Source organism: Pinirhizobacter soli, from assembly GCF_015905305.1.
GTDB classification, from domain to species: Bacteria; Pseudomonadota; Gammaproteobacteria; order Xanthomonadales; family Rhodanobacteraceae; genus Pinirhizobacter; species Pinirhizobacter soli.
The window spans coordinates 728,810-752,780 of sequence record NZ_JADZLQ010000001.1 but is presented as its reverse complement, the minus strand read 5'-3'; the positions used below and the strand labels follow the sequence as shown (position 1 = coordinate 752,780).

At 65.4% G+C, this 23,971-nt stretch carries 25 protein-coding genes, 1 tRNA gene, 1 other RNA gene and 1 riboswitch; of the genes, 17 read left to right on the top strand and 10 right to left on the bottom strand.

What is annotated here, in order from left to right; all coding sequences use genetic code 11:
• Positions 1-2,187 carry a TonB-dependent siderophore receptor gene (locus NDK18_RS02930; RefSeq protein WP_250627045.1) on the bottom strand — a complete coding sequence of 729 codons (2,187 nt, stop codon included), beginning with the start codon at positions 2,185-2,187 and terminating at the stop codon, positions 1-3.
• A 51-nt stretch (positions 2,188-2,238) separates the two neighbouring features.
• A riboswitch (TPP riboswitch) is annotated at positions 2,239-2,336 on the bottom strand.
• 10 nt (positions 2,337-2,346) lie between these two features.
• Positions 2,347-3,486: a phosphotransferase enzyme family protein gene (locus NDK18_RS02925; protein WP_250627044.1), complete on the bottom strand. Its 1,140-nt coding sequence runs from the start codon at positions 3,484-3,486 to the stop codon at positions 2,347-2,349.
• Between the two features lie 148 nt (positions 3,487-3,634).
• Here NDK18_RS02925 and NDK18_RS02920 point away from each other — a divergent pair, with 148 nt between their 5' ends.
• Positions 3,635-5,404: an alpha-L-fucosidase gene (locus NDK18_RS02920; protein ID WP_250627043.1), complete on the top strand. Its 1,770-nt coding sequence runs from the start codon at positions 3,635-3,637 to the stop codon at positions 5,402-5,404.
• A gap of 11 nt (positions 5,405-5,415) precedes the next feature.
• On the opposite strand, the gene NDK18_RS02915 is transcribed toward NDK18_RS02920, so the two are convergent.
• The gene (locus NDK18_RS02915; RefSeq protein ID WP_250627042.1) at positions 5,416-6,333 is read right to left on the bottom strand and encodes a cupin-like domain-containing protein; all 918 of its coding nucleotides are present in this window, start codon (positions 6,331-6,333) and stop codon (positions 5,416-5,418) included.
• A gap of 422 nt (positions 6,334-6,755) precedes the next feature.
• Here NDK18_RS02915 and NDK18_RS02910 point away from each other — a divergent pair, with 422 nt between their 5' ends.
• A complete protein-coding gene (locus NDK18_RS02910; RefSeq protein WP_250627041.1) occupies positions 6,756-7,217 on the top strand; it encodes an Hsp20 family protein in 462 nt (153 codons plus the stop codon).
• A gap of 59 nt (positions 7,218-7,276) precedes the next feature.
• On the opposite strand, the gene NDK18_RS02905 is transcribed toward NDK18_RS02910, so the two are convergent.
• Complete coding sequence (locus tag NDK18_RS02905; protein ID WP_250625805.1) at positions 7,277-7,489, bottom strand: hypothetical protein; 213 nt, start codon at positions 7,487-7,489, stop codon at positions 7,277-7,279.
• Between the two features lie 124 nt (positions 7,490-7,613).
• On the opposite strand from NDK18_RS02905, the gene NDK18_RS02900 reads away from it, so the two are divergent.
• Positions 7,614-8,012 (top strand): DUF6165 family protein, encoded by a 399-nt coding sequence (locus tag NDK18_RS02900; RefSeq protein WP_250625807.1) that lies wholly within the window; start codon positions 7,614-7,616, stop codon positions 8,010-8,012.
• A gap of 3 nt (positions 8,013-8,015) precedes the next feature.
• Here the strand turns inward: NDK18_RS02900 and NDK18_RS02895 are convergent, their stop codons facing one another.
• Positions 8,016-9,071 (bottom strand): glycosyltransferase family 9 protein, encoded by a 1,056-nt coding sequence (locus NDK18_RS02895; RefSeq protein WP_250627040.1) that lies wholly within the window; start codon positions 9,069-9,071, stop codon positions 8,016-8,018.
• A 54-nt stretch (positions 9,072-9,125) separates the two neighbouring features.
• On the opposite strand from NDK18_RS02895, the gene NDK18_RS02890 reads away from it, so the two are divergent.
• From NDK18_RS02890 to NDK18_RS02855, 8 genes are all read left to right on the top strand, one after another.
• Positions 9,126-9,857 carry a 3-deoxy-D-manno-octulosonic acid kinase gene (locus tag NDK18_RS02890; RefSeq protein ID WP_250627645.1) on the top strand — a complete coding sequence of 244 codons (732 nt, stop codon included), beginning with the start codon at positions 9,126-9,128 and terminating at the stop codon, positions 9,855-9,857.
• Positions 9,854-10,612 carry an MBL fold metallo-hydrolase gene (locus NDK18_RS02885; RefSeq protein WP_250627039.1) on the top strand — a complete coding sequence of 253 codons (759 nt, stop codon included), beginning with the start codon at positions 9,854-9,856 and terminating at the stop codon, positions 10,610-10,612. Before NDK18_RS02890 ends, NDK18_RS02885 begins: the two co-directional genes overlap by 4 nt.
• A gap of 87 nt (positions 10,613-10,699) precedes the next feature.
• Positions 10,700-10,792, top strand: a tRNA-Ser gene (locus NDK18_RS02880).
• A gap of 27 nt (positions 10,793-10,819) precedes the next feature.
• Positions 10,820-10,916, top strand: an RNA gene (gene ffs / locus NDK18_RS02875) — signal recognition particle sRNA small type.
• Positions 10,917-10,991: 75 nt separating this feature from the next.
• Positions 10,992-12,689 (top strand): DNA polymerase III subunit gamma/tau, encoded by a 1,698-nt coding sequence (gene dnaX, locus NDK18_RS02870; protein WP_250627038.1) that lies wholly within the window; start codon positions 10,992-10,994, stop codon positions 12,687-12,689.
• A gap of 1 nt (position 12,690) precedes the next feature.
• Positions 12,691-13,014, top strand: a complete 324-nt coding sequence (locus NDK18_RS02865; protein ID WP_250625814.1) for a YbaB/EbfC family nucleoid-associated protein — start codon at positions 12,691-12,693, stop codon at positions 13,012-13,014.
• A 7-nt stretch (positions 13,015-13,021) separates the two neighbouring features.
• A complete protein-coding gene (gene recR / locus NDK18_RS02860; protein WP_250627037.1) occupies positions 13,022-13,627 on the top strand; it encodes a recombination mediator RecR in 606 nt (201 codons plus the stop codon).
• 21 nt (positions 13,628-13,648) lie between these two features.
• Complete coding sequence (locus tag NDK18_RS02855; protein WP_250627036.1) at positions 13,649-13,993, top strand: histidine triad nucleotide-binding protein; 345 nt, start codon at positions 13,649-13,651, stop codon at positions 13,991-13,993.
• Positions 13,994-14,059: 66 nt separating this feature from the next.
• On the opposite strand, the gene NDK18_RS02850 is transcribed toward NDK18_RS02855, so the two are convergent.
• Genes NDK18_RS02850 through NDK18_RS02835 form a run of 4 tightly spaced genes read right to left on the bottom strand, consistent with a single transcriptional unit; the run spans position 14,060 to position 18,583 of the window.
• Positions 14,060-14,653 carry a Slp family lipoprotein gene (locus NDK18_RS02850; protein WP_250627035.1) on the bottom strand — a complete coding sequence of 198 codons (594 nt, stop codon included), beginning with the start codon at positions 14,651-14,653 and terminating at the stop codon, positions 14,060-14,062.
• A gap of 50 nt (positions 14,654-14,703) precedes the next feature.
• Positions 14,704-16,683, bottom strand: coding sequence for a transglutaminase TgpA family protein (locus tag NDK18_RS02845; protein WP_250627034.1), 1,980 nt, complete (start codon positions 16,681-16,683; stop codon positions 14,704-14,706).
• Positions 16,680-17,645: a DUF58 domain-containing protein gene (locus NDK18_RS02840; RefSeq protein WP_250627033.1), complete on the bottom strand. Its 966-nt coding sequence runs from the start codon at positions 17,643-17,645 to the stop codon at positions 16,680-16,682. The genes NDK18_RS02845 and NDK18_RS02840 overlap by 4 nt, the downstream gene beginning before the upstream one ends.
• The gene (locus NDK18_RS02835; RefSeq protein ID WP_250625823.1) at positions 17,642-18,583 is read right to left on the bottom strand and encodes an AAA family ATPase; all 942 of its coding nucleotides are present in this window, start codon (positions 18,581-18,583) and stop codon (positions 17,642-17,644) included. The genes NDK18_RS02840 and NDK18_RS02835 overlap by 4 nt, the downstream gene beginning before the upstream one ends.
• 60 nt (positions 18,584-18,643) lie before the next feature.
• Between NDK18_RS02835 and NDK18_RS02830 the strand changes: the two genes are divergently transcribed.
• Positions 18,644-20,224, top strand: coding sequence for an ArnT family glycosyltransferase (locus tag NDK18_RS02830; RefSeq protein WP_250627032.1), 1,581 nt, complete (start codon positions 18,644-18,646; stop codon positions 20,222-20,224).
• Here NDK18_RS02830 and NDK18_RS02825 read toward each other — a convergent pair.
• On the bottom strand, positions 20,221-20,673 hold the full coding sequence (locus NDK18_RS02825; protein WP_250627031.1) for a hypothetical protein: 453 nt from the start codon (positions 20,671-20,673) through the stop codon (positions 20,221-20,223). The genes NDK18_RS02830 and NDK18_RS02825 overlap by 4 nt on opposite strands.
• A 153-nt stretch (positions 20,674-20,826) precedes the next feature.
• On the opposite strand from NDK18_RS02825, the gene NDK18_RS02820 reads away from it, so the two are divergent.
• The 5 genes from NDK18_RS02820 (at position 20,827) to acpP (ending at position 23,863) form a co-directional block, all read left to right on the top strand.
• On the top strand, positions 20,827-21,342 hold the full coding sequence (locus NDK18_RS02820; protein ID WP_250625828.1) for a YceD family protein: 516 nt from the start codon (positions 20,827-20,829) through the stop codon (positions 21,340-21,342).
• Between the two features lie 19 nt (positions 21,343-21,361).
• Complete coding sequence (gene rpmF / locus NDK18_RS02815; protein WP_250625830.1) at positions 21,362-21,556, top strand: 50S ribosomal protein L32; 195 nt, start codon at positions 21,362-21,364, stop codon at positions 21,554-21,556.
• A gap of 177 nt (positions 21,557-21,733) precedes the next feature.
• On the top strand, positions 21,734-22,666 hold the full coding sequence (gene fabD / locus NDK18_RS02810; RefSeq protein ID WP_250625832.1) for an ACP S-malonyltransferase: 933 nt from the start codon (positions 21,734-21,736) through the stop codon (positions 22,664-22,666).
• A gap of 28 nt (positions 22,667-22,694) precedes the next feature.
• The gene (fabG, locus tag NDK18_RS02805) at positions 22,695-23,438 is read left to right on the top strand and encodes a 3-oxoacyl-ACP reductase FabG (protein ID WP_250625834.1); all 744 of its coding nucleotides are present in this window, start codon (positions 22,695-22,697) and stop codon (positions 23,436-23,438) included.
• Between the two features lie 185 nt (positions 23,439-23,623).
• A complete protein-coding gene (gene acpP / locus NDK18_RS02800) occupies positions 23,624-23,863 on the top strand; it encodes an acyl carrier protein (RefSeq protein WP_250625836.1) in 240 nt (79 codons plus the stop codon).
• Positions 23,864-23,971: the final 108 nt, after the last annotated feature.

Genomic DNA, 23,971 nt, shown 5'->3' with positions numbered 1-23,971 from the left:
TCAAAAGTCATACGTCACCGACAACCGTGCCAGTCGCGGCATGCCCGGGAACAGGTAGCTGTCGCCACCACTGGTGCCGGTGTCCCGCCAATAGAAGTGGTTGAACACGTTGTCCACGTTCAGGCGCCAGGTGAGTGCATGGCCGTTGAGCTGTGCCTCGTAGCGAAGGCCCGCGTCGAACACGTGGTAGGCCGGCACGCGCGTGGCGCCGTCGGGCGTGGCCACGTTCGGGCTGGCATAGCGCCAGCCGCCCAGCAGGCTCAGGCGCGGCACGAAGGGCAGGCGGTAGTCGGCGTAGACGGCCGAGCGCAGGCGCGGCACGTTCACCACCTGGTGATCTTCGTACGAGGGTATGCCTGTGTCCTGGGCGCGGGCACGGATTACATTGATGCTGGCGGTCAGCCGGAAATTCTCCGTGACACGTCCCGCGGCGTTCAACTCCACGCCGGTGTGCACTTCGTTGCCCTGCTGAACGAAGGTGAAGCCGGTAGCCGAGTCGTCAGGCCGAGCGAACTGGTAGGGCTGACTGATGCGATACACCGCCGCTTGCAGATCCAGCGTGTCGCTGAAGGCGTATTTCACGCCGGCTTCGAGCTGGCGGGACAACAGCGGCGGCAGGACGGTGCCGCCATTGGTGGTCCAATAGGGCGCCGCGGCGCCCAGCGACAATCCCTTGCTGAAGCTTACGTAGGTCGTCAGCGGGGCGGTCGGCTGCCACATCAGCGCCGCCTGCGGCAGGACTTTGATCAGGCGTGTTTCACGGGAAAGCACGCCGGTATCGTCGTACTCGCGCTCGTTCAGCCGCACGAAACGGGCGCCGGCGATGGCCTGCCAGGTGTCCGAAAAGTGCACGCGATCCACGGCGAACAAGGCGCGCTGCCAGCTGGTGAGGGTGCGCGCCGAGGGGCCCGGCTGGTTGGGCGAGGGGTCGAAGTAGGGCGGGTTCTTTTCGTCGATATTCGCCGTGCCGACGTAATCGTAGACATACGGCCGCTGGTCCATCGTGCGGCGGAAGGCGCTGGCGCCGATGTTCACTTCGTGGGTGATGGAACCGGTATCGAAGCTACCGGCGACCACAGCACGCACTTCGTCGTTCTGCCGAGTGTCGTCGGGGCTGCGGAAATCGTAGATATCGTAGTCGCCGTTGGGGGCGAAGAAATATCCTGGCGTGGCGCCCGAAGCGCAGCTTGCCGCGTAGAAGCAGCCATAGGCGAAGGCGACGTTGTCGTCGATCCGGGTGCGGCTGTGCCCGGCGGAAAGGCGCATCGTCCAGTCGTCGCTGAAACGGTAGCTATAACGCAGCGTGGTGTTGCTGGCGTTGATGCCTACCGGACGCTGCCAGGGTTGGTAACCCAACAGCTGCGTGCGGCTGGGATGCGGGGGAAGGGTGGTTCCGCCAAGCAATTGGTAGCCTGACACCGAGCGCTGGCCGCTGGTCTGGTAGTCGGTGTCCAGTTCCAGCTTGCTGTCGTCGTTGATCTTCCAGTCGGCCGCCAGCGAGATGAAGCTGCGGCGGCCGTCAAGGTGATCCACGTAGGAGTGCATGGTCTCGTGCGCGGCATTTACGCGCAGCCCGAACGCCGGTGTAAGCCAGCCACCCAGGTCTATGGCGGTATACGTCGAGCCGTGGGAATCGGTACCGATGGTGGCCGTATGGACGTCCGCAGGCCGCTTGCTGACATAGTTCACCAGGCCGCCCGGGGCCACCACGCCGGCTTCCAGGCCGCCAATTCCTTTGAGGATTTCCACGCGCTGCTTGTCTTCCAGTGGCACCAGCTGCTCAGCGGAAATCGTGAGGTCGTTAAGGCGGAAGGCGGTGGCAAGGTCCAGCGGGAAGCCGCGGATGGCGATGTCCTGGTAGTACCCCACCGGCGCGTAGTTGTCGCCGACGGCTGCGTCGCTTCGAACAAGTTCGCTCAACGAGCGCGGCTGGCGGTCGTCGATCTGGTCGCGGGTGATCACCAGGATCGAGGCGGGCGTGTCGTGCAGCGGCGCGGAGCCGAAGCTGCCGAAGGTGTCCAGTTGCGCGTCGCTGGCGCGATAGCCTTTGTCGACGGTGGCATTGACGTCAACGGTGGCAAGGTTCTTGGCCTGCGCCACCGAGGGCGCATCCGGCGCGTCCGCGGCATGGGCCACGGCGAGGGCGGAAAACAGGGCAAGGGCGAGCGGGGTACGGAGTAGGGTCATCGTCGTCTTCGGGCAAAACGAAGCGACGGTAAACCGCATCGCCGTCCTGGCGATGCGACTTATCAAGCTCCCTACGCCGGTACTAACCGGGTCAGGTTCCAAGGGACTCTCTCAGCCTGACTGTACGCCAGGCACCCCCGCTTCAATCCGCCAATTAGATCACGAATTGCCCGGATGTTGTCGAATGGCGGTGAGGAGCGCCTCGCCCTCCGGGCTGTGGAACCACGCCGCATGTCCCAGCAGGAAGGTCTCGTAAGCCACCTGGGCATGGGCGGGTGCGCCGGTGACGGCCTGGAAATACTCAATTTCCGAGAGCGCGAAATCGACGTGGACGATGGGCAGCAGGTCGGCAAGCAGGGCGATGTCGCCGGCCGATAACGGCCGCGCCTTTCGATAGCCCTCGATCAGCGCCAGGGCGATGTCCACGTGCGCAGCGCCGGGTTCGCCAAGGGCGAGCCAGGCAATCGCGTTGCGTTCGATGGCCGTGGCAAGGTCGAACAGGGCAAAGGTCGGTGCCGACAGGCCGAAGTCGAAGACGGCGGTGATCCGTGCATTGGCGTCCGCGCCGCTCCATCCGAGGTTGGATACGTGCCAGTCGCCGTGCGTCCATAGCGTGGGCTTTGCGGCCAGCGCGTCGCGGGCGCGTGCATGCCATGGTTCAAGCGCTGTGCGAAGTTGATCGCGCCACGGACGCTCGCGCAGGTAGTCGCGCAAGGCGGGGCGTTCGGCGAACTGGTTTTCAAGCGCCGTGATGGGATCAGCCGCCAGGATCAGGTCACTTCGCGCCACCAGGATATGCGTGCCGCGGTCGCGTTCGGCAAAACCTTCCGAAGCCTCGTGCAGCTTGCCCAGCATGTGGCCGGCAGTACGTGCGTGGGCGATGTTGTCCAGCGGCGACCACGAGAACGCTTCGCGGTAGACATCGCCGGTGATCGCCTCGTAGAGCTCGTAGACCCAGTCACCAGCCTGCACCGCGGTGCGTCCGATCGTATCGGTGAGCAGCTCGGGTACGGGCATGCCTCGCGAGCGAAGGTGATGCATGAAGCGATGTTCGATATCCAGTGACTGGATCGATCGCACCTGGCGGTGATGTCGCTTGACGAACACCGTGCCCTGGCCGTGGCGCACCAGGGCCGCCGCCGAGAGCGGCCGCGGGCTGTGCCATGTGATCGCCAATGGCGGCGCCAGATGCGGGTAGTCCATGCTTAGCGCCGCCAGTTCATCCAGGGTGAGCGCGGGCCAGTCCGGTTCGAGGTCGTCGCCGGCAAGGCCGTGGACGCGATGGCTGGTATCGCTCATGGAAGACGGGGCTTGAAGGCTAGGGTGGCTGATTATCACTCGTTGGCCCGACAAGAGGGGTTGCCAAGACGGCGCATGCTGGACACACTCCTTACGGCTCGCGCGTTGAGGGACGTAAGCGGGCGCCTTTCCACGACCGGAATGAACCATGCAGACCACCGTTCGCGCGGCTGTCGCCGCTTCCCTCCTTGCCCTGTGCTGCCAAGGCCTGGCTGCCACCACTATCGTGCAGGACGTCCCCCGCCCACTGGGCACCCACCGGCCCAGTGCGGCCACCATTGCCCAGTGGCAGGACCGCCGCTTCGGCATGTTCATCCATTTCGGGCTTTATTCCGCCCTGGGCGGCGAGTGGCAGGGCAAGCGCATCGACAACGGCTATAGCGAGCAGATTCTCGCCAACGGGAAAATCGACGGCGCAGCCTATGCCGCCACCGCGGCCTCGTTCAATCCGGTCGACTTCGATGCCGACGCCATTGCCAGGCTCGCCAAGGCGGCGGGCATGAAGTTCATCGTGATCACGTCCAAGCACCACGATGGTTTCAACATGTTCCATACGCGCGTCACGCCGTACAACATCGTCGATGCCACGCCATTCAAGCGCGATGTGGTGAAGGAGCTGGCCGAGGCCTGCAAGAAGGAAGGGCTGGCCTTCGGTGTGTATTACTCCACCATCGATTGGCACCATCCGGGCGGCAACACCTATATCGAGGGCAACAGCAATCCGATCACGGCGGGGCAGGAAGCCTTCAACGTGGCGCAGCTGAAGGAACTGCTGGGCAACTATGGGCCGATCGCCGAGATCTGGTTCGATATGGGCAAGCCCACGGCGGCGCAAAGCCGGCACTTTGAAGAAACCGTACACGCGCTGCAGCCGCAGACCATGGTCTCCGGCCGCGTGTGGAACCACCAGGGCGATTTCACCGTGATGGGTGACAACGCGGAGCCCAAGGTACGCGTTGAAGAACCCTGGCAGTCGCCGGCGTCGATGTTCCCTGAAACCTGGGGTTATCGCAGCTGGCAGGAACGCGGCGATGTGCAGGCGAAGGTGCGCGAGAACATCGCCCGCCTGGTGCGCGTGGTCAGTGCGGGTGGAAACTACATCCTGAACATCGGGCCGAAGGGTGATGGCAGCGTGGTGCCGTTCGAAGCCGACGTCTTGCGCGGCATCGGGGCCTGGATGAAGACCAACGGCGAGGCGGTGTATGGCACGCGGGCATCGCCGTTCGGCAAGCTCGATTTCGGCCATGCCACGACGGGACGCGACACGGTTTACCTTTTCATCGACCAGGCGCCGGCCGATGGCGTATTGCATCTTCCGGGCGTGGTCGGGTCGCCATTTGGCGATATGCGGGTGCTTGGTGGAGCAAAGGCCGTTGCCATCGAGGCCACGCATAAGGGCGATGGGCTCGACATCCAGGCCGGCAGCTTGCTCGCGAGGCAGGCGGCGAATGCGTTTGAGCCAGTGATCGCCCTGTCCCTGGCGCGGCCCCTGCGCGTCACCCCGCAGGATGTGCGCGCCCCGGTCAATGGCGTGGTGACATTACCTGGAGCGGACGCCGAGAAGTTCCTCAACTACAACGGTTACGGGTATGAAGATCCCGACACCGTGTACAAGTTGCAGTGGCACGCCGCGCTCGACAAGGGTCGCTACGAGGTGACCATCCGTTACGCCGCGTCGCCATCACCCAGAACCGTGGCGTTGGTGGTGGACGGACACGCCCAGGCACTGGTCCTTCCAGCCGGGCAGGGCGAGCAGTCGGTAACCGCGTACGTTGGGCGCGATATCGCCCGCCAGCCCGACGCCATGCAACTGGAACTGACGCCCTCCGAACCCTTCAGCAAGGGCACGCCGCTCGGCGTTGATGTCGCAGAGATATCGGTGCGTGCAACGGTGCCAGGCGAGAAACGCCCTCTTTGAAGATGGCGGTTCTAGTCCGCCACGGCGTACGGCGTACGATGGGCGAGCGACGGGCATGCCGGTGGATGGCTGCCGGGGCCGTGTACCGCCACCGATAGCGCGGTCAACGCGTAGGCCGCGCGGTCCGACAGCGGGTCGCTGCCTACGGGCGGCAGCGTGACATGGGCGCGCCTGGCAAGCTCATGGGCGAAGTGCATCATCGATTCGCGCCGCGTCGCTTCCGTGCTGTAGGTGAAGCTCACGGTGATCGACGATTCGTCCAGTGTCTCGACCATGTGCGGTGATGTCATCGGGATGTACGCGCCGGTGCCGGGTGCCAGGTCGTAGCGATGTGCGCGCTCGCGGAACTCCTCGCGCCATTGCACCAGGGCCAGGTCGTGGCGGGCGTGGAAGCTTGCCCGGGCGCGTTCGCTGCACACGTATTCATCGTCCGGATCCCAGACGTATAGCGTCTTGTGCCCGCGCACCTGCAGCAGCAGGCCATTGTTGCGATCGATGTGGTACGGCGTGACGGTATGCGGCGAAGCTACGAAGATCCAGCCAGCGCGGTAGTACATGCCAGGGTCGATCGCCTCGAGATGGTCGCGGATGGGATCCATCGCCTCGTCGATCAGCGTGCGGTAGACCGGGTCCGCCTGGATGTGCCGCAGCAGCACCCATGCCTTGGCGTTGCTGATGTCGTGGATGGAGTCCACGATCGAGCGGTTGTTCGGAAAGAGCTTGCCCACTTCGTCGAAGTTCGACCCTGGCGTGGCGTTGTTGTTGAATGAGAACCAGCGCGTCGTGCCGCGGCAGCGCTTGCCAAGTTGGGCAAGCTCGTCGGGCGCGAGCAACGGATGGTCGATGAAATCGTGGGTCAGGCCCTGGGTGCGGGCGGGATGGAAGTTGTCCCAGTCCATCGTGATGGACCGGCGTACCGGCATGTCCATGGGAAGGCACCAGCAGCTTGGTTACCACCGTTCTACGCCTGCGCCAGCAGGCGCCGCGACTTGCCGGAAGGTCTAGCGGCAGCCTTGCGAAAGCCGCAAGAACTTGCCGTTTATGAGCATTCCATGGCCCGTTCCAGCGGGATAGCAAGATGCCGCAATGGGACGCGCAAACACGCCAATTCGTAAGAATTTACGGGCATCCAAAAGCCTCTCCAGTGCGCATCTAGGCAGTTCGACCGATGTTACAGATGTGCATCACTTCGATGGCCAAGAACCTCGCGCATCCGGTCGCGGTCCGGCGCCGAGCCCTTGAACGCGGCGCGGCCGCACCTAAATAGCGGGAGCCGGTGCCTTCGGGGCCGGCCAACCATGCCCCACGAGGGGTTTTTGCTTTCCATTGCTCAGTTGAGGATGTGACCCACATGCGTACCGTCGATTTTGCCCCGCTGTACCGTTCTTCCATCGGTTTCGACCGTCTGTTCGACCTGCTCGAGACCGCCAACCGCGCCCAGCCCAACGACAACTGGCCGCCGTACGACACACTCAAGACCGGCGAGGACACCTACCGCATCACCATGGCGGTGGCAGGCTTCGCTGAAGGCGACCTCACCATCACCCAGCAGCCGAACCTGTTGATCGTCACGGGCGAAAAGAAGGTCGAAGCCGAAGGTGAATACCTGCATCGCGGCATTGCCTACCGTCCGTTCAACCGCCGCTTCGAGCTGGCCGACCACGTGCGCGTGGCGGGCGCGAGCATCTTGAATGGCCTGCTTACCATCGACCTCAAGCGCGAAGTGCCCGAGGCAATGAAGCCGCGCCAGATCGAGATCAGCACCGGCGCCACCATAGAGCATCGCCTGGCTGACGCTGCCAAGGCCGCCTAAGGCGCCTGAGGGGCAAGGAAGCCATGAAAAAGCCGCCCTTTGGGGCGGCTTTTTCTTTGTCAGGGAATACGGGCGGCCAGCGCCGCCTGCTCGACTCCTGGGTCTGGCGGTTCACGCGTACCCGGTGCCTCGGGATTGTCCGGGTGAATGGGCTGCTCCTCAGGAACTACATCCGGACCCGGTGCGGGAACCTCGGGTTTTGGCGCACTGGGTGTTTCTTCTGGATTGGCCGGGGTGAGGCCGGGCTTCTCCGGGATCTGCGGGCTCTGCATTGATCGCTCCGTGGCGAGTGTCCAGGCCACGGTGGATAAAGCTGCGTGATGGCAGTGTCGCGCGGGCGACAAGGCCCCGTATCGCTTGTTACCCTTGCCGTCTTACGCTCCCAAGGACATGGCCATGAGCCTCATCGAAACCCCCGTCTCGTTCGGCGAACTGATCGACAAGATCACCATCCTGGAAATCAAGTCCCAGCGCATCGAGGATGCGGGCAAGCTGGCCAATGTGCGCAACGAGCTGGAATTGCTTAACGCCACCTGGGGCAACGCGCCGGCGTCACACACCGACATCTCGACCGAGCGTGCACGGCTGCTCGCCGTGAACGAAAGGCTGTGGGACATCGAAGACGAGATCCGGGTGAAGGAGTCGGCGCAGGAGTTCGATGCCGCCTTCATCAAGCTGGCGCGCTCGGTGTATTTCGAGAACGACGAACGCGCCGCGATCAAGCGCGAGATCAACCTGAAGCTGGGTTCACAGCTGGTGGAAGAGAAGTCCTACAAGGATTACCGCGCCAAGTAAGACCTAAAGCCCGAGGAATTCCCGGCACGCCTCGAAGCGATCGATCATTTCATCGGCCTCGATGAGGTCGGTGACGCCGGGAAATTCGATCTTCGTTCCCCATGGAATGTCGCTCGCCGGCTTGCGCAGGAATTTCCGCGCGGCGGCATCGTACTTGTCCACGCACCAGCGCCGGTCGGAGTACGGCCCGGAACGATGCGGGTTGCTGGCGGCATGCAAGCCCAGGATCTTCGTGCCCACGGTGTTGCCCATGTGCATGGGGCCCGAATCGGGGGTTAGGAGCATCGGCGCGCGTGAGAGCAGCGCCAGGTAGCGCTTCAAGGTGTCGCGGCCTGTGAGGTCTACCGGCGCGTGCCTGACCTTGCCAAGGATGCGGTCGGCGAGCTCCCGCTCAGGCGCCGACGGGCCGCCAGTAAGCAGCACCCGGAAGCCGCGCTGGTGCGCATGGTCCATCACCGCCGCATAGCGTTCGGGCAGCCAGTTGCGCACGGTGTGGCTGGACATCGGGCTCACCAGCAGCGATGGCTCGTCGCCCGGCAATTGTTCAGCCGCCCACGCATGGGCTTCCTCGTCGATGGGAATATCCCAACGCACTTCGGTCTGCTTCAGTCCCAGGGGCTCGATGAAGCTGCCCATGGCGTCGAGCACGTGCTCGCCGGTGCGCGAGGGGATGCGTTCGTTGACGAACAGGCCGTGCAGGTCTTTCGAGCGAGCATGGTCGTAGCCGACGCGTCGCCTGGCCTTCACCGCCAATGAAAGGATGTTCGAGCGCAGCGCCACCTGCATGTGCAGCAGTGCATCGAAGCGGCGGCCGGCCAGCGCCTGGCGCACCTCGGCCATGCCCTGGCGGCCCTTGCCCTTGTCGAACGTGATGAATTGAACGCCCGGGACGTCGCCCACGAGCTTGCGTTCGAGCTTACCCACGATCCAGGTGATCGACGTGGCCGGCCATGCGGCCTGGATGGTGTGCACCAGCGGCACCACGTGGGTGACATCGCCGATGGCGGAGGTGCGAAGCAGGCAAAGGCTGCCTGGGACTGCGTTGACGGGGCTTGGCATTGCTAGACTCACCTTCCGGTGACAGTGGCGGCGGATCGAACGGTGCAGTCGATGATGATGACAGACGAGCGCGTACTTGCCGACCAGGGCGGCGGCATCGTCTTCGATGCAGCGCTGGTACCTGCGGTGGATCGCCGATGGTTCGAGCCGGCCTGGTGGCAGGGCCAGGGCGCACTGGCATCGGCCGCCGGCGGCCGCGGCGGCGTGAGCATCGTGCGCACCGGCGCTGGCGAAGCGGTGCTTCGGCATTACCGCAGGGGCGGCATGGTGGCCAACCTACTGGGCGACCGTTACCTGTGGCTCGGTGTCGACCGCACCCGCAGTTTCCGGGAATTCCGTTTGTTGGCGCACCTGATGGCCCGGGGCCTGCCGGTGCCGGCCCCGCTTGCCGCGGGATTTGTCCGGCATGGCCTGCGTTACAGCGCGGACCTGGTGACCTTGCGCATTCCCCACGCGTTGACCCTGGCTGAAAAAGTCGCAGCGCATGCACTCGATACCGAGCTTGCCGGACAGGTTGGCGCGCTGGTGGCGCGCTTCCACCGCGAGGGTGTGTGGCATGCGGATCTGAATGCCCACAATATCCTGGTCAACCCCGAAGGCCTGTACCTCATCGATTTCGACCGTGGCCGCTTGCGCGCGCCACACTTGTCCTGGCAGCAAGACAACCTCGACAGGCTTCGCCGTTCACTCTTGAAGGTAGGCGCGGCCCGCTCGGGCAAGGACGCTTTCGACACCGAGGTGTGGAAGCCGTTGGTCTATCGCTACGAAAGGACGTTGGGCGCATGAGCTGGCAGCTGCGTTTTCTCGGTACCGGAGCCGCCCACGCCGTGGAACTGGGTTCGTCCTCGGTCGTCCTGGAACACGATGGCCGGCCACGGCTGTTGATCGATTGCGGCCCGGATACGCTTGATCGCTACCAGGCGGCCTACGGCGCGCTGCCTGAGGCGATCTACGTCACCCATGTGCATCTTGACCACGTGGGCGGCCTGGAGCGCCTGTTCATCCGGCTATGGTTCGATCAAGCACTGCGTGGGCGCTGCAAGTTGTTCCTGCACGCAAGCCTGGTGCCCTGGTTGCAGGGGCGCATTGCCGACTATCCGGGCGTGCTGGCCGAAGGCGGGGTGAACTGGTGGGAGGCGTTCAGCCTTGTGCCCTGTTCGCGCGGCTTCTGGCATGAAGGGCAGTGGTTTGACGTTTTTGCCACGCGCCATCATCGCGCGGGCACCTCCTACGGCCTGGCGCTGCACGGCAGCTTCGTCTACACCGGCGATACGCGGCCGATTCCCGAGACGCTGGCGGTGGTTGCCGCACACGGCGAGCTGGTCGCCCACGATTGCGGTTTGGTCGGCAATCCCTCGCATAGCGGTGCCGACGACCTGGCGCGCGAGTACGACACGGACCTCCGGGCGCGCATGGTGGCCTACCACTACGGTTCACAGGACGACGGGCGGAAGCTTGAAGCCCTGGGCTGGCGCATCGCCCACCCGGGCGAATCCCTTGCATTGCCCGATCCGCTGCCGCCGAGGACCGATGCGGGCTAGGTCCGCCTTGTGCCCCGTGCCGCGTGTCATTACAATTCCGCTTCTTTGCCGGCACGGAAGCGGGCAGGGAAGACGCGTCAAGCGTGTGGAGAGGTGTCCGAGTGGTTGAAGGAGCACGCCTGGAAAGTGTGTATACGCCTTAAAAGCGTATCGAGGGTTCGAATCCCTCTCTCTCCGCCAAGTCGATTGGCCGAAATACGGTGGCCCTGACGGTCCCCCCGCGACGATAGTTCGTAAACTCCGCCAGGTCCGGAAGGAAGCAACGGTAGCGAATGATTCGGGTGCCGGGGTGTGGCTGGCAGGGCCGCCACCTTTTTGGGCGTTCGCATCCCAAGCCACTCCTTGGCACAATCCACTGTCGCCCCAAGGTAGTGAAGGCATGAGTTATCAGGTTCTGGCGCGCAAGTGGCGCCCCCGTAAATTCGCCGAACTCGTGGGCCAGGAACACGTGGTCCGCGCGCTCACCAATGCGCTCGAATCCGGGCGCATGCACCATGCCTACCTTTTCACCGGTACCCGCGGCGTGGGTAAAACCACCATCGCGCGCATCTTCGCCAAGTCGCTCAACTGCGAACGCGGCGAATCGTCCGATCCGTGCGGCGAGTGCTCCGTATGCACCGCGGTGGACGCCGGCCGCTTCGTGGACCTTCTTGAAATCGATGCCGCCAGCAACACGGGCGTGGACGATGTCCGCGAGGTGATCGAGAACGCGCAGTACGCGCCTTCCCGCGGCCGCTTCAAGGTGTACCTGATCGACGAGGTGCACATGTTGTCCAAGCCCGCGTTCAACGCGCTCTTGAAGACACTCGAAGAACCGCCGCCGCACGTGAAGTTTTTGCTCGCCACCACCGACCCGCAGAAACTGCCGGTGACGGTGCTCTCGCGCTGCCTGAAGTTCAATTTGAAGCGCATGTTGCCCGACCAGATCAGTGGGCAGATGCTGCATATTCTCGGTGCCGAGGGCATTGCCTTCGAGGACGAGGCCGTGGATGAAATCGCCCGCGCCGCCGACGGCTCGATGCGTGACGGCCTGTCGTTGCTCGACCAGGCCATCGCCTATGGTGCCGGCGCGCTGAAGGCCGCCGACGTGCGCGCCATGCTGGGCAGCGTCGATCGCGGCCAGGTGGTGGGCCTGCTCCAGGCACTGGCGGCCAACGATGGCCCGGCATTGATGGCCGAGTGCGATCGTATCGCCTCGTTCTCGCCGGATTTCGCCGGTGTCCTTGACGACATCGCAGGCGTCCTGCACCGGCTGCAGATGACGCAGCTGGTGGCGGGCCACGGGCTGGATGATGCCGCCGAAGCCGCCCTGGCCGAACGCCTGTCGGCCGAGGACGTGCAGCTGTACTACCAGATCGCCACTACCGGCCGCCGCGACCTTAACCTTGCCCCGGATGCGCGTACCGGCTTTGAAATGACCTTGCTGCGCATGCTGGCGTTTGCCCCGGCTGACGGCGAAGCCGCACCCGCGCCGCGACGCGCGCCGGCGATGCCCGCTGGCGATGCCACGGGTAGCCGTGGCGGCACGTCCCGCGGCCATGCGGCGACTGCCCCGGCGCCGGCGGCAAGTACGCGCCCGCCGCCGCCGGCTTCATCGCCAGCGAGCCGGGGTCAGGGTAATGACTCTGACCCCCAGCCACCGCCACGCGCGCCCGCGCCAACCGCCCCGGTATCTTCCGCGGCCGCCGACGGAGAGATCCCCGACTGGCACACGCTGATCGAGCGGGCGAACCTGCGTGGACCACTGGGCCAGCTGGCACAGAACGCATCGATGCGCGGCGTCGACGGCGAAACCATGACGCTGGTACTGAAGCCCGCCTACATGCACCTGGCCGTGGAACCGCTCACCGGCCAGATGGAGGAGCGGCTCACCAAGGCCGTGGGCAGGCGCATCCGCCTGCGCTTCATCGCCGACCACGCCCCCGGCGAAACACCGGCCGACCGCGCCGCCCAGATGCGCGATGCACGCCAGGCCGATGCAGTGGACGCCATCGGCAACGATCCCCTGGTACAGGCACTGCAGCGCGATTTCGGCGCACGTGTCATACCCCAATCCATCAAGCCCCTGGAGCAATGACGTGAAGGCACAAATCGGTCAGCTGATGCAGCAGGCCCAGCGCATGCAGGAAGACATGAAGCGTGCGCAGGAAGAAATCGCCCGCATGGAAGTCACCGGCAGCGCCGGTGGCGGCATGGTCACCGTGATCGTGACCGGCGCCCACGAGGTTCGCCGGGTGAAGATCGATCCGAAGCTCGTTGCCGACGACCTGGAAATGACCGAAGACCTCATCGCCGCCGCCTTCAACGACGCGGTGAACAAGATCGCCCAGGTAAGCAAGGACAAGCTCGGCGGCGTCACCGCCGGCCTGAACCTGCCGGCCGGCATGAAGCTGCCGTTCTGACCTACTGATGAGCAGCAGTTCGAAACTCCTTGCCGAACTGATCGACGCCTTGCGCTGCCTGCCTGGCGTAGGCGGCAAGAGCGCCCAGCGCATGGCCTTCCATCTGCTCGAGCGCGAACGGCAGGGTGGTTTCCGCCTGGCCGCGGCGCTCGAGGCCGCCATGCGCGATGTCGGGCATTGCAGCCGCTGCCGCACCTTCAGCGAGGAACCGGTGTGCCCGGTGTGCGCCAGCGCCAGCCGCGACAAACACGTGCTGTGCGTGGTGGAGTCGCCGTCGGACCTGGTCGCCATCGAACAGGCCACCGGCTATCGCGGCCTGTATTTCGTCCTGCTGGGTCGCCTTTCGCCGCTCGATGGCCTGGGGCCGGAGGAACTGGGTTTGCCGATGCTGGCCCAGCGCCTGGGCGAGGGCGAGGTCGAGGAGATGATCCTTGCCACCAACCCCACCGTCGAAGGCGAGGCCACGGCGCATTACCTTGGCCAGCTGGCGCGCGCCGCCGGCATCCGCGTCACCCGCCTTGCCCATGGCGTGCCGCTGGGCGGCGAGCTGGAGTTCGTCGACCGTGGCACGCTGGCCCATGCTTTTGGCAGCCGCCAGGTGCTGGGCTCCTGACCTCATCGGAAAACCCCTGATATGACCGATACCATCTTCGCCAAGATCGTCCGTCGCGAAATCCCCGCCGACATCGTCTACGAAGACGACGACGTGCTGGCTTTCCGCGATCTCAATCCGCAGGCTCCAGTGCACGTCCTGTTCATCCCGAAGCAGGCCATCGCTACCTTGAGCGATGCCACCGCGGACGACGCCGTGCTGCTGGGCAAACTGCTCCTGGCCGCAGCTCGCTATGCCAGGGAGCAGGGCTTTGAAAAGAACGGCTATCGCACCGTGATCAATACCAACGAAGACGGCGGGCAGACGGTATTCCACCTGCATGTCCATCTGCTTGCCGGGCGCCGGATGACCTGGCCACCGGGCTAAGCATGAAAAGGTTCACGCCATAAAAAAAGCCGGCTTTCGCCGGCTTTTTTTTGCTTGCCCATTGCGCTACCGGCGCGGCACCGGGCGTGGTACCACGATCACCCGGCGCGGGTAATAGCCGTAACCGCCGTAACCACCCCAGCCGCCCCAGTACGGACCGCCCCAGTACGGGCCGAAGCCCGGGCCCCAGAACGGGTCGTAGTAACCCGGCGGGTAGTTGTAGATCACTCGCTTGGGCCACAGATAGACCACGTCGGCTTCCACACGCGGGTACGCGTAGTCGAAATCGCCGACCTTCTGCGAGACCGTGCCATGGATGGTGCCGGTCACGGAGATATCGCGACCGCGGGTGAAAACTTCCGGATCGTAGAAACCTTCGCGGCAGGCGACGAAGCGGCCCTGGTTATCGGACTTGTCGCCCGTGGGACGCGCCTGGCTATCGAGGGTCTTCGACAGGATGTAGAAGCAGGTTTCCTGCGGACCGGGTTCGGTCTTGATGATCTCGCCGCCCCAGCGAACCTTGGTACCACCGGCGCCACCCTGCTGCGCACCGGCCGTGGTAACGGGTGCGAAGTTGCCTTCCAGTGGCTTGGGGATCGTGGCGCAGGCGCCTAACGTTACGGTGGCCGCCGCGAGCAACAACGGCTTGGTGATCGACATGGTTTCAACTCCCTGTGGGTAGCGGATCGCGAACGATCCGGGGGACGGTGCTATTTGACCACGCGCGGCGGTCGGAATTCCCTAGCCATCCTTGCGAATCGACGTGCCAGTTCAGGTGCCGGTTCGCTACGGGCATAAGTGAGGTGGTTGTATAGGGTGCCCAGACTTTCCAATTCCTTACGTTGTGAAGGCCAAAAACGAGCTGCACGTGAAAAATAATGCCCAGGCGCTTCACTCGCCCGTGATGCCAGGCCACGGCGCTCAAGCCTTGCCTTCAACCTTGCCAGTGCACGCTGGGCCACGTCGCCTTCCGGGCGTCGGTAGAGCGCCCAGCCCAGCCCGATGGCCGCCAGCAGGCAGATGCCGCTGGCAAGAATGGTCACAAGCATGGAAGGTGGTGCTTCACGCACGCCGAAAGGTTGCAGCAGGCTGCGCTGGCGCAGGGCGTCAAAGCCAGTAACGCCCTGGGCCCATAAGCGGTTGACGATGTCCCAGCGATTGCGCGCGGCCTGCAGCCACGCCGGCTGGTACCAGGGACCGCTGCCATCGCCGGCGCTCGTGCCATCGGCGGCGATGCGTTCGGGCCGTACGGCTCCGGTGGGGTCAAACCGCACCCAGCCACGCCCGGCCAGCCACACCTCCGACCATGCATGGGCATTGGATTGCCGCACCAGCAGGTACTGCCCCAGGCGATTGTAGAAACCGCCCTGGTACCCGGTGACCACGCGTGCCGGAATGCCGGCGGCGCGCATCAGGAAGGTGAAGGCCGACGCGTAGTGCTCGCAGAACCCCTCGTGGGTGTTGAAGAGGAAATCGTCGATGCTGTCGCGCCCCAACGGGGCGGGAGCCAGCGTGTAGCGGAAGCCGCCATCGTGGAACAGCCCCAGTGCCGCCCGGGCGATGCCTTCGTCGTTCTGGCCGAAGGTCAGGCGCCACTGCTGCGCCAACGCGCGTGCGCGGGGATCGAAGTTGGGTGGAAGCTGCAAGCCCAGCCGTCGCGTGTTCTCATCGAGGTCGGCCTGCAGGCCGTAGCCCAGCGCGGAGCTCAGGCGGTAGCGGCGAACATCGTCGATGCGGTCGTTGGAAGACAATTCGCGGTCGGCCGATAGCCTTGCGCCTTCTGGTGCGGCCATGGGCACGTCCAGCGCCGGCAAGGTACGTCGATGGGTGGCTTCCAGGGTGATTTCATAGGTTGCCACCGGCCCCTGTGGCAGCAAACCGGCCACTTCGCCGCGGCGGCCGTAACCATGGTCCCAGCGCCGGCCGTCGAAATTCCACATGACGAAGGCGCGGAAGTAGCGCTGGTCAGGGCCGGGGGCCACACCATCGAACGACACGCGCATGGCGGCCGAATCGTCGGTCAGCAGTTCGGTAAGGTCGCCCGGCGACATACTCGAGGACAACCCCGGTTTCGCCGTGTCGGCCGCCGGCGCACCCCACAGCGGCTCGGAAAGCCGCGGCACGAACAGGAAGGCGAGCAGGGCCAGCGGTACCGCGGCGGCAAGCAGTCCCAGTGCCGGCAACGCCGCCTGGGTGATCGTGCGCTGCGCCTGGCCGGGCTCCAGCGAGCGCAGGCTCATCAGCGCCGGCACGATGGCCAGGGCAACGGCCACCGTCACCACCAGGCCCTGGTCGGAAAGCAACGCCGCCATCAGCGCGAAGCAGGCGAAGGCGACTGCAACACGCACATCGCGCACGGTCTCGCATTCGAACGTCTTCAATACCAAGAGGCCCACCGCGAAGGCGCTGCCCGGCTCACGGCCGAAGAGGTTGCCATACCAGACGACGATGCCTGCCAGCAGGCCCAGTGTCAGCGGAAGCTTCAACCACATGGGCGTCTTGCCCGGCCGGTGCCGCCGCCGCCAATGGCTGGCCAGCAGGGCAAAGCCGAGCAAAAGGGTCAACCAGATCGGCAGGTGCGAGGCATGGACGGCAACCACGCAGGCCATGGTGATGCAGACCAGGTTGAACGTCCCGGCCGAAATCGGTGCCTCGCGGACCTTATGGGTGAGCGCGTAGAGGAAGTTCATGGCTGCAGTGCCAGGGCGGTCATGCAGCGGTGGAAATGTTCATCACCCTGGGCGACATCGAACAGACGGTCCGGCAGTGCCAGGCTCCAGCGATAGCCGGCGAGGTGGGCTTCGTTGACCCAGCGCGCCAGGCGCGCGATGCGCGACTCGTTGTCCATGCCATGCATCGATTGCCACGAGAGCTGCCACTCGGCCTCGGGCGCGGGTTGCTCCATGTCCTTCACCAGCAGGAATTCGTGCCGCGCGCTGAGCTTCCAGGCGATCTGCCGGCGCGGGTCGCCCGGACGGTACATGCGCAGCGCTGCCGGTTCGTCACCCGGATGCGGACGTCCGCGATCGGCATCGAGTGAAGGATCGCGCGGAGGTGGACCGAAGGCTTCGGCCCGCGGATACACCAATACCTTGTGTTCGGGATGCAGCCAGCTCCAGGCGCGGAACATGCCTAGCGGCCAGGTGGTGAACAAGCGCATCCGTGGCATCGCCATGTAGCCGCGTTGTTCGGTGGGCAGCGCAAGTTCCAGCGTGACGGACACATCTGAGACGACGGCGAAGGCCAGGCGGCGGCCTGCGACATCCATTTGCAGCGAGCTGCGCGTGCGCTTTCCCGGGGCGATGTCGATCGTCAACGGCACGTCTTCGCCGGCAACGACGGTCTGCGCGCGGATGGCCGTCAGGGCAATACCATCAAGCGTTCGAAACGCCACCAGCATGCTACCGGCGGCGGCGGCGCCGACCAGGCAGGTGAGCAGCAGCGCTGAGTTGTTCGAATAATTCAGCGCGCCAAGCACCATCACCGCAAGAAGCACGGTGAAGCCCAGGCCGAAGCCGGTGGGCACGATGTAGATGCGGCGGCGGTGCAGCACGATGGGCAAGGCTTCGGGGCTGCGTAGCCGTGTCAGCGACGGCAGCCGTCGTTCGGCCCTGCGCAGCACGGCCGACCATGCCCGTGCAACGCGGGTCATCCGACCGCGACTTCCGCCAGGATGGCGCGGGCAATGGCTTCGCGATGGGCACCCTTTCCGGGGATAAGCCGATGCGAGGCGGCAGGTACGAACAGGGCCTGGATATCTTCGGGAAGGACGTAATCGCGCCCGCTAGCCAGCGCCCAGGCCCGGCTGGCCGCCAGCAGGGAAAGCCCCGCGCGCGGCGACAGGCCCACGCGTATATCAGGGTGCCGGCGCGTGGCCGCCAGCAGGGCCTGCAGGTAATCGAGCAATGCCGGGCTCACCGTCGTTGCCAGCGATTGGGTGTGCAACATGTCCAGCGCCGCGCCATCGAGCGTGGGCTGCAGCTGGGCCAGGATGTCGCGGCGGTCGGCGCCGGACAGCAGCGCACGTTCGGCGGCGGCATCGGGATAGTCCAGGCTCACGCGCAACATGAAGCGGTCGAGCTGGGAATCGGGCAAGGGAAAGGTGCCTGCGAGATCGAGCGGGTTTTGCGTGGCCACCACGAAGAACGGCTGGGGCAGTGCATGCGTGACGCCGTCCACCGTGGCCTGGCCTTCGGCCATCGCTTCAAGCAATGCGCTTTGTGTTTTCGGCGAAGCGCGGTTGATCTCATCGGCCAACAGCAGCCGGGTGAAGATCGGGCCCGGATGGAATCGGAACGTGCCACCATCGCGCTCGTACACGCTGACGCCGATAATGTCGGACGGCAGGAGATCGGACGTGAACTGGATGCGCTGGAAATCGAGATCGAAGGTGGCCGCCAGGGCATGGGCCAGGGTGGTCTTGCCCACGCCCGGTACGTCTTCAAGCAGCAGGTGGCCGCGGGCGATGAGGCAGGTGAAGGCCAGCTTCACCTGGCGCGGCTTGCCCAGCAGCACGCTGTTGACCTGTTCGATCCCGGCGTCGAGCCGGCGTTTGAACGTGTTATCGCGAATCGGTTCGGGTGCGGACATGTGCGGGGAAGGCAGCCTGTGAGGATGGACCGGGGCCCGGGCCATGACCGGACCAGTGTAGTGGCCGCCCGCGATGGCTGGCGAGACGCATTCCTCGTCGCCTTTCTTGCGGTGCAGGTGGTCAAGTTCGTCATCGCCGCGCGCCTGTCGCCCTTTGGCGACGAAGCCTTCTACTGGATGGAAAGCCGTCGCCTGGACATCGGCTATAGCGACCTGCCGGCGCTCACTGCGTGGATGATCGCCTCCGGCGAGCATGTACTGGGGCATGGACTGCTGGGCATGCGGCTGGTATTCCTGCTGGTCGGTGCCTGCCTGCCGTGGCTGGTGGTGGCCCTGGCACGCCATGTCGGCGACCGTCGCCAGGGGTGGCAGGCGGGATTGCTTACCCTTGCCTTGCCGCTGGCGGGAAGCCTCGGTGTACTGGCCTTGCCCGACGTGCCGCTGACCGTGGGGATCACCCTGGCCACGCTTGGGCTGGTCCGTGCCTTCGATCGGGACCGGTGGGGCGACTGGTGCCTGGTGGGCCTGGGCTTGGGCATCGCGTGGCTGGCGCATTACCGGGCGGCAATGCCGATGCTTGCCGGCTTGTTGCTGTTCACCTTTACGTTGCGCGGCCGTGCGCGATGGTTGCGTCCCGGATTCTGGCTGGCCATGGCGATCGCCGCCTTGGGCCTGGTGCCGATCGTCCTTTACAACCTTCGCCAATCGGGCGTGGGGCTGGCCTTCCAACTGGTCGATCGCAATCCCTGGCAGTTCCACGCCGACGCCCTGGTGCAGCCGCTGGAGCAGGCGTTGGCCTGCACGCCACTGCTTTATGGCTTTCTGCTGTGGGCTGCGTGGCAGGCGTGGCGACGCCGTGCGCAGGCCCCGTGGGACATCATCGCCACCTTGTCGATCACTTTCATCGTGGCCTGGTTCGTACTGGGCCTGTTCGCCGACGACCTGCGCTTCCGCGCGCATTGGCCGCTGCCGGGCTACTTGCCCTTGCTTGCCGTGCTTCCGGCGTTGTGGCGCGGGGTGGATCGCAGGTTTTTGATGGCCACGGCCGGTCTGGCGGTGTTTGGTTTGCTTGCCGGCTTCATCTACCTGGCCGCGGCTTCGTCGCCAGCGGGCGCTGAGCGCCTGGCTGGCTGGAAGGCATTCCCGGCCAACTTCACCGGCTGGCAGGAAGCCGCCGCGTCGATGGCGCCACTACTGGCTGCCCATCCCTCCGCCATCCCGGTGGCCGACAATTTCATGCTGGCGGCGGAATTGTCGTTCGCCCTGGATCGCCCCGTCCGCAGCCTGGACAGCCCGTTGAACAGCAAACATGGCCGGGCGCCGCAACTGGCAGCCTGGCATCTGGATGAAGCAGGACTGGCAGCGATGAAGGGCGCGAGCATCGTGCTGGCGGTGGATGAGACCTCGCTTCGCGAGCGTGAGCGCCTGCCATGGTGGACTTCGCTTTGTTCACGGGTGGCGGAGCCTGTGCCTGTCGGCCGCCTGGACCTCTTCGAAGGGCGCAAGCGCATTGCTTACTACCTGGCGCAGGTGCCCACTGGCCCGCTGCCGCCGGCCAATACCGATCAGTGCGTGTTCGTGACCGAAGCGGTGAGGGCGGCGACAGGCCAAGGTGCACCGGCTGGCGCCGCCGGGAATTAGCCGGGCGAGGGCCGGATATGGTCGCGCACGGCCACGTCCAGCGCATGCTGGGCTTCGTACAGGTCACGCAGGCCCGGTTCAATGCGTTGCCGCGCCTTGGCCAGGGCCTGGACGGCGCTATCGAGGTCGGCCTGGCTGGCCGAGGGCGCTTCGTCGCGAATCCAGATGCGTTGCTGGAGCAGGGCGCGCAAGCCTGAATCGAGCGCATGGCGGGCCTGCTGTTCGCCGGCCGCCGGTCGGTCGGGGGTCTCGGCCATCATGGCGTGGGCGCGCTGCAGGCGGATCCGGCATTCCTTCAGGTCCGACTCCAGGCGGTCGGCATGGTCCAGGAGCGTTGCAAACGTGCGCTGGCGGCGGCGTGCCCGCCCCTGGCTGACCATGGCGGCCAATCCGGCCAGGAGCAGCGCGGCGAAAATGCCGACGAGGATCGCCGGGGCAGGGACATTCACGGGTGTATCCTCTGAATTCGCGCCCCAGGCGTCAGGCAGGGGCCAAGTCTGCCGCAAGGCCGGCCGTTACTGCAAAACCCAAGGGGTGGCTTAAGCCGCAAGTGCTTCAGAATAGTTGACTTCCTGGCGCCCGCTGCCTACCATTTCCCGATTATGTCCGTGACTTTGCCCTCGTCCCTGGATGTGTGGCGCATGGTGACGGCGCGGCGCAGCTTCGAAGGATCTCTACCGGTGTCGGGTCTTACCCGCCTTGTGGAGGTGCTCGCGGCGCCGGACGGCGAGGTAGCCTACACGGTGGATTTCGGTCGGGACGAGTTCGGGGTGGCGTATGTGGCCATCCGTGCGAACGCGCCTCTCACGGTGACCTGCCAGCGCACGCTCGAGCCGTTCGTGTTGCCGGTGGTGATCGACACGCGTCTTGGCCTGATTACCGACGAGCGCGACGAAGCCGCGATGCCGCCCGGTTACGAGGCCTTGCTGGTGGAAGACGATGGACGCGTGGCCATGGCTGCGGTCATCGAGGATGAATTGCTGTTGGCGCTGCCGCTGGTCCCGGTCAATCCGGACAGCACGCTGCCCGAAGAACTGGTGGCTCCCGACGAAGAACCCCCGTCGGATAGCCGTACCGATAACCCGTTCGCCGTTCTTGGCGAACTCAAGAAACGCTAGTTTTCGCTGGAGATAGATCATGGCCGTTGCCAAGAGCCGCAAGACCCCGTCCACCCGCGGCATGCGCCGTTCGCACGACGCGCTGAAGACCGTGCAGCTGTCCACCGATCCCACCAGCGGCGAGGTGCACCTGCGCCACCACGTCACCAAGGATGGCTACTACCGCGGCAAGAAGGTCATCCAGACCGCCGGCCCGGTGGTCGAGGAAGATTGATCCCAAGCGGAGGGCTGTCGCTCTCCGCTGCCAGTTTTGACCGACAAGGCGGCGCGGAAACGCGCCGCCTTGTTTTCGCGCGTCCGTTCGGTGCGTTGAGCATGTGCACTCCATACCCTCGCGCATCCGGCCGTTCGATGGCACCATCCGCGTTTTGACCTTCAGCCAGGCCACCGCATGACCACTGCTTCGCTCGCCTTCGTATTTCCCGGACAGGGTTCCCAGGCCGTGGGCATGCTCGCCGAGCTTGCCGCCGCCCATGCGGAAGTGAAGGCGACCTTCGACGAAGCTTCCGCAGGCGCCGGCCGCGACCTCTGGACGCTGTCCCAGCAGGGCCCGGAAGAGGAACTGAACCGCACTGAGAACACCCAGCCGGCATTGCTCGCGGCAAGTGTTGCCGCGTGGCGCGTGTGGCAGTCCGTGGACGGCGCGGTGCCCGCCATGCTTTCGGGCCATAGCCTGGGTGAATACAGTGCCCTGGTCTGTGCCGGCGCGTTGTCATTGCACGATGCCGCGGGCCTGGTGGCCGAGCGTGGCCGCCTGATGCAGCAGGCGGTGCCTGCAGGCGTGGGCGCGATGGCCGCCATCATCGGCGGTGATGATGAACAAATCGCCCAGGTGTGCGCCGAAGTGGCGCAGGGCGAGATCGTCGCGCCAGCCAATTTCAATTCTCCAGGGCAGCTGGTGATCGCCGGCCACGCCCCCGCCGTGGATCGCGCCATCGCGCGCCTGGCGGAGCTGGGCGTAAAGAAGGCCATTCGCCTTGCCGTTTCGGTGCCGTCGCACAGCATGCTGATGCGCGAGGCCGCCGACCGCCTGGGCGAGCGCATGGGCGCGGTGGCCTGGAGCGAACCGCGCATCCCGGTGGTGCAGAACGCCGATGCCCAGGTGCACCAGGGCGTCGACGCCATCCGCGAAGCCCTGCAGCGCCAGCTGTACTTGCCGGTGCGCTGGACCCAGTGCGTACAGGCTCTCGGCGCCGCGGGCATCACCCGGGTAGTCGAGTGTGGCCCCGGCAAGGTGCTCTCGGGCCTGGTCAAGCGCATCGACAAGGCCATCGAGGCCCGCCCCATCGGCACGCCCGACGACCTCGCCGCCGCCCTGGCCTGATCCACCCCATCCCCGAAGGAACATCACCATGACCCAGCCCCTCGCCGGCGAGATCGCCCTGGTTACCGGTGCCAGCCGCGGCATCGGCGCCGCCATCGCCGACACGCTCGCCCAGGCCGGCGCCACCGTGATCGGCACCGCCACCAGCGATGCTGGCGCCGCAGCCATCGGCGAGCGCATGGCTGCTGCCGGCGGCCATGGCCGCCGCCTGGACGTGACCGACCCCGCCGCCGTCGAGAATCTGGTGGATGAAATCGGCAAGACCTTCGGCGCGATCTCGGTATTGGTGAACAACGCCGGCATCACCCGCGACCAGCTGCTGATGCGCATGAAGGAAGAGGATTTCAATGTCATCATCGACACCAACCTGACGTCGGTGTTCCGCACCTCTAAAGCGGTGCTTCGCGGCATGATGAAGGCGCGCAAGGGCCGCATCATTTCCATCGCCTCGGTGGTCGGTGTCACCGGCAACCCGGGGCAGGCGAACTACGCGGCCGCCAAGGCGGGCATCATCGCGTTCTCCAAATCCCTGGCCAGGGAAATCGGTTCGCGCGGCATCACCGTGAACGTGGTGGCTCCGGGCTTCATCGATACCGATATGACGCGCGCCCTCTCAAGCGAGCAGCGCGAGGGCCTGATGGGCCAGATCGCCCTGGGCCGGTTGGGCGACGCCTCGGACATCGCCCATGCGGTGGCCTTCCTGGCCTCGCCGCAGGCGGCGTACATCACCGGTGAGACGCTGCACGTCAATGGCGGTATGTACATGCCCTAGGGGTGAACGGGCAGGCGGCATGGCTGCCGATTCGCCTCAGGGCGGATTTTAGTGGACAATCACGCTTTCGCGTCGGCCCAATGGGCTTTCGCGGACATTTCAGTGCTGGCGGCGGGCGCTGGCGGCCCCTCGGGGTTAGCCACTACAATGCCGCCGGCTTTTTCCCTCGGGAGGTATTGGTAACCATGAGCACCATCGAAGAACGCGTCAAGAAGATCGTCATCGAACAGCTGGGCGTCAAGGAAGATCAGGTCACGGCCAATGCGTCGTTCGTCGACGATCTGGGCGCAGATTCGCTGGACACCGTCGAGCTCGTCATGGCGCTCGAGGAAGAGTTCGAGACCGAAATCCCTGATGAGGAAGCGGAGAAGATCACCACCGTGCAGCAGGCCGTCGACTACATCAAGGCCCACTCCAAGGACTGATCGTCCGCTGATTGGCCGGCCTGCCTGATGGGCCAGCCATCATCGAGCACCATCGAACGCTGCGCCACAAGGGCGCAGTTTTCGTTTCTGCATTTCGTAACCTGCGCA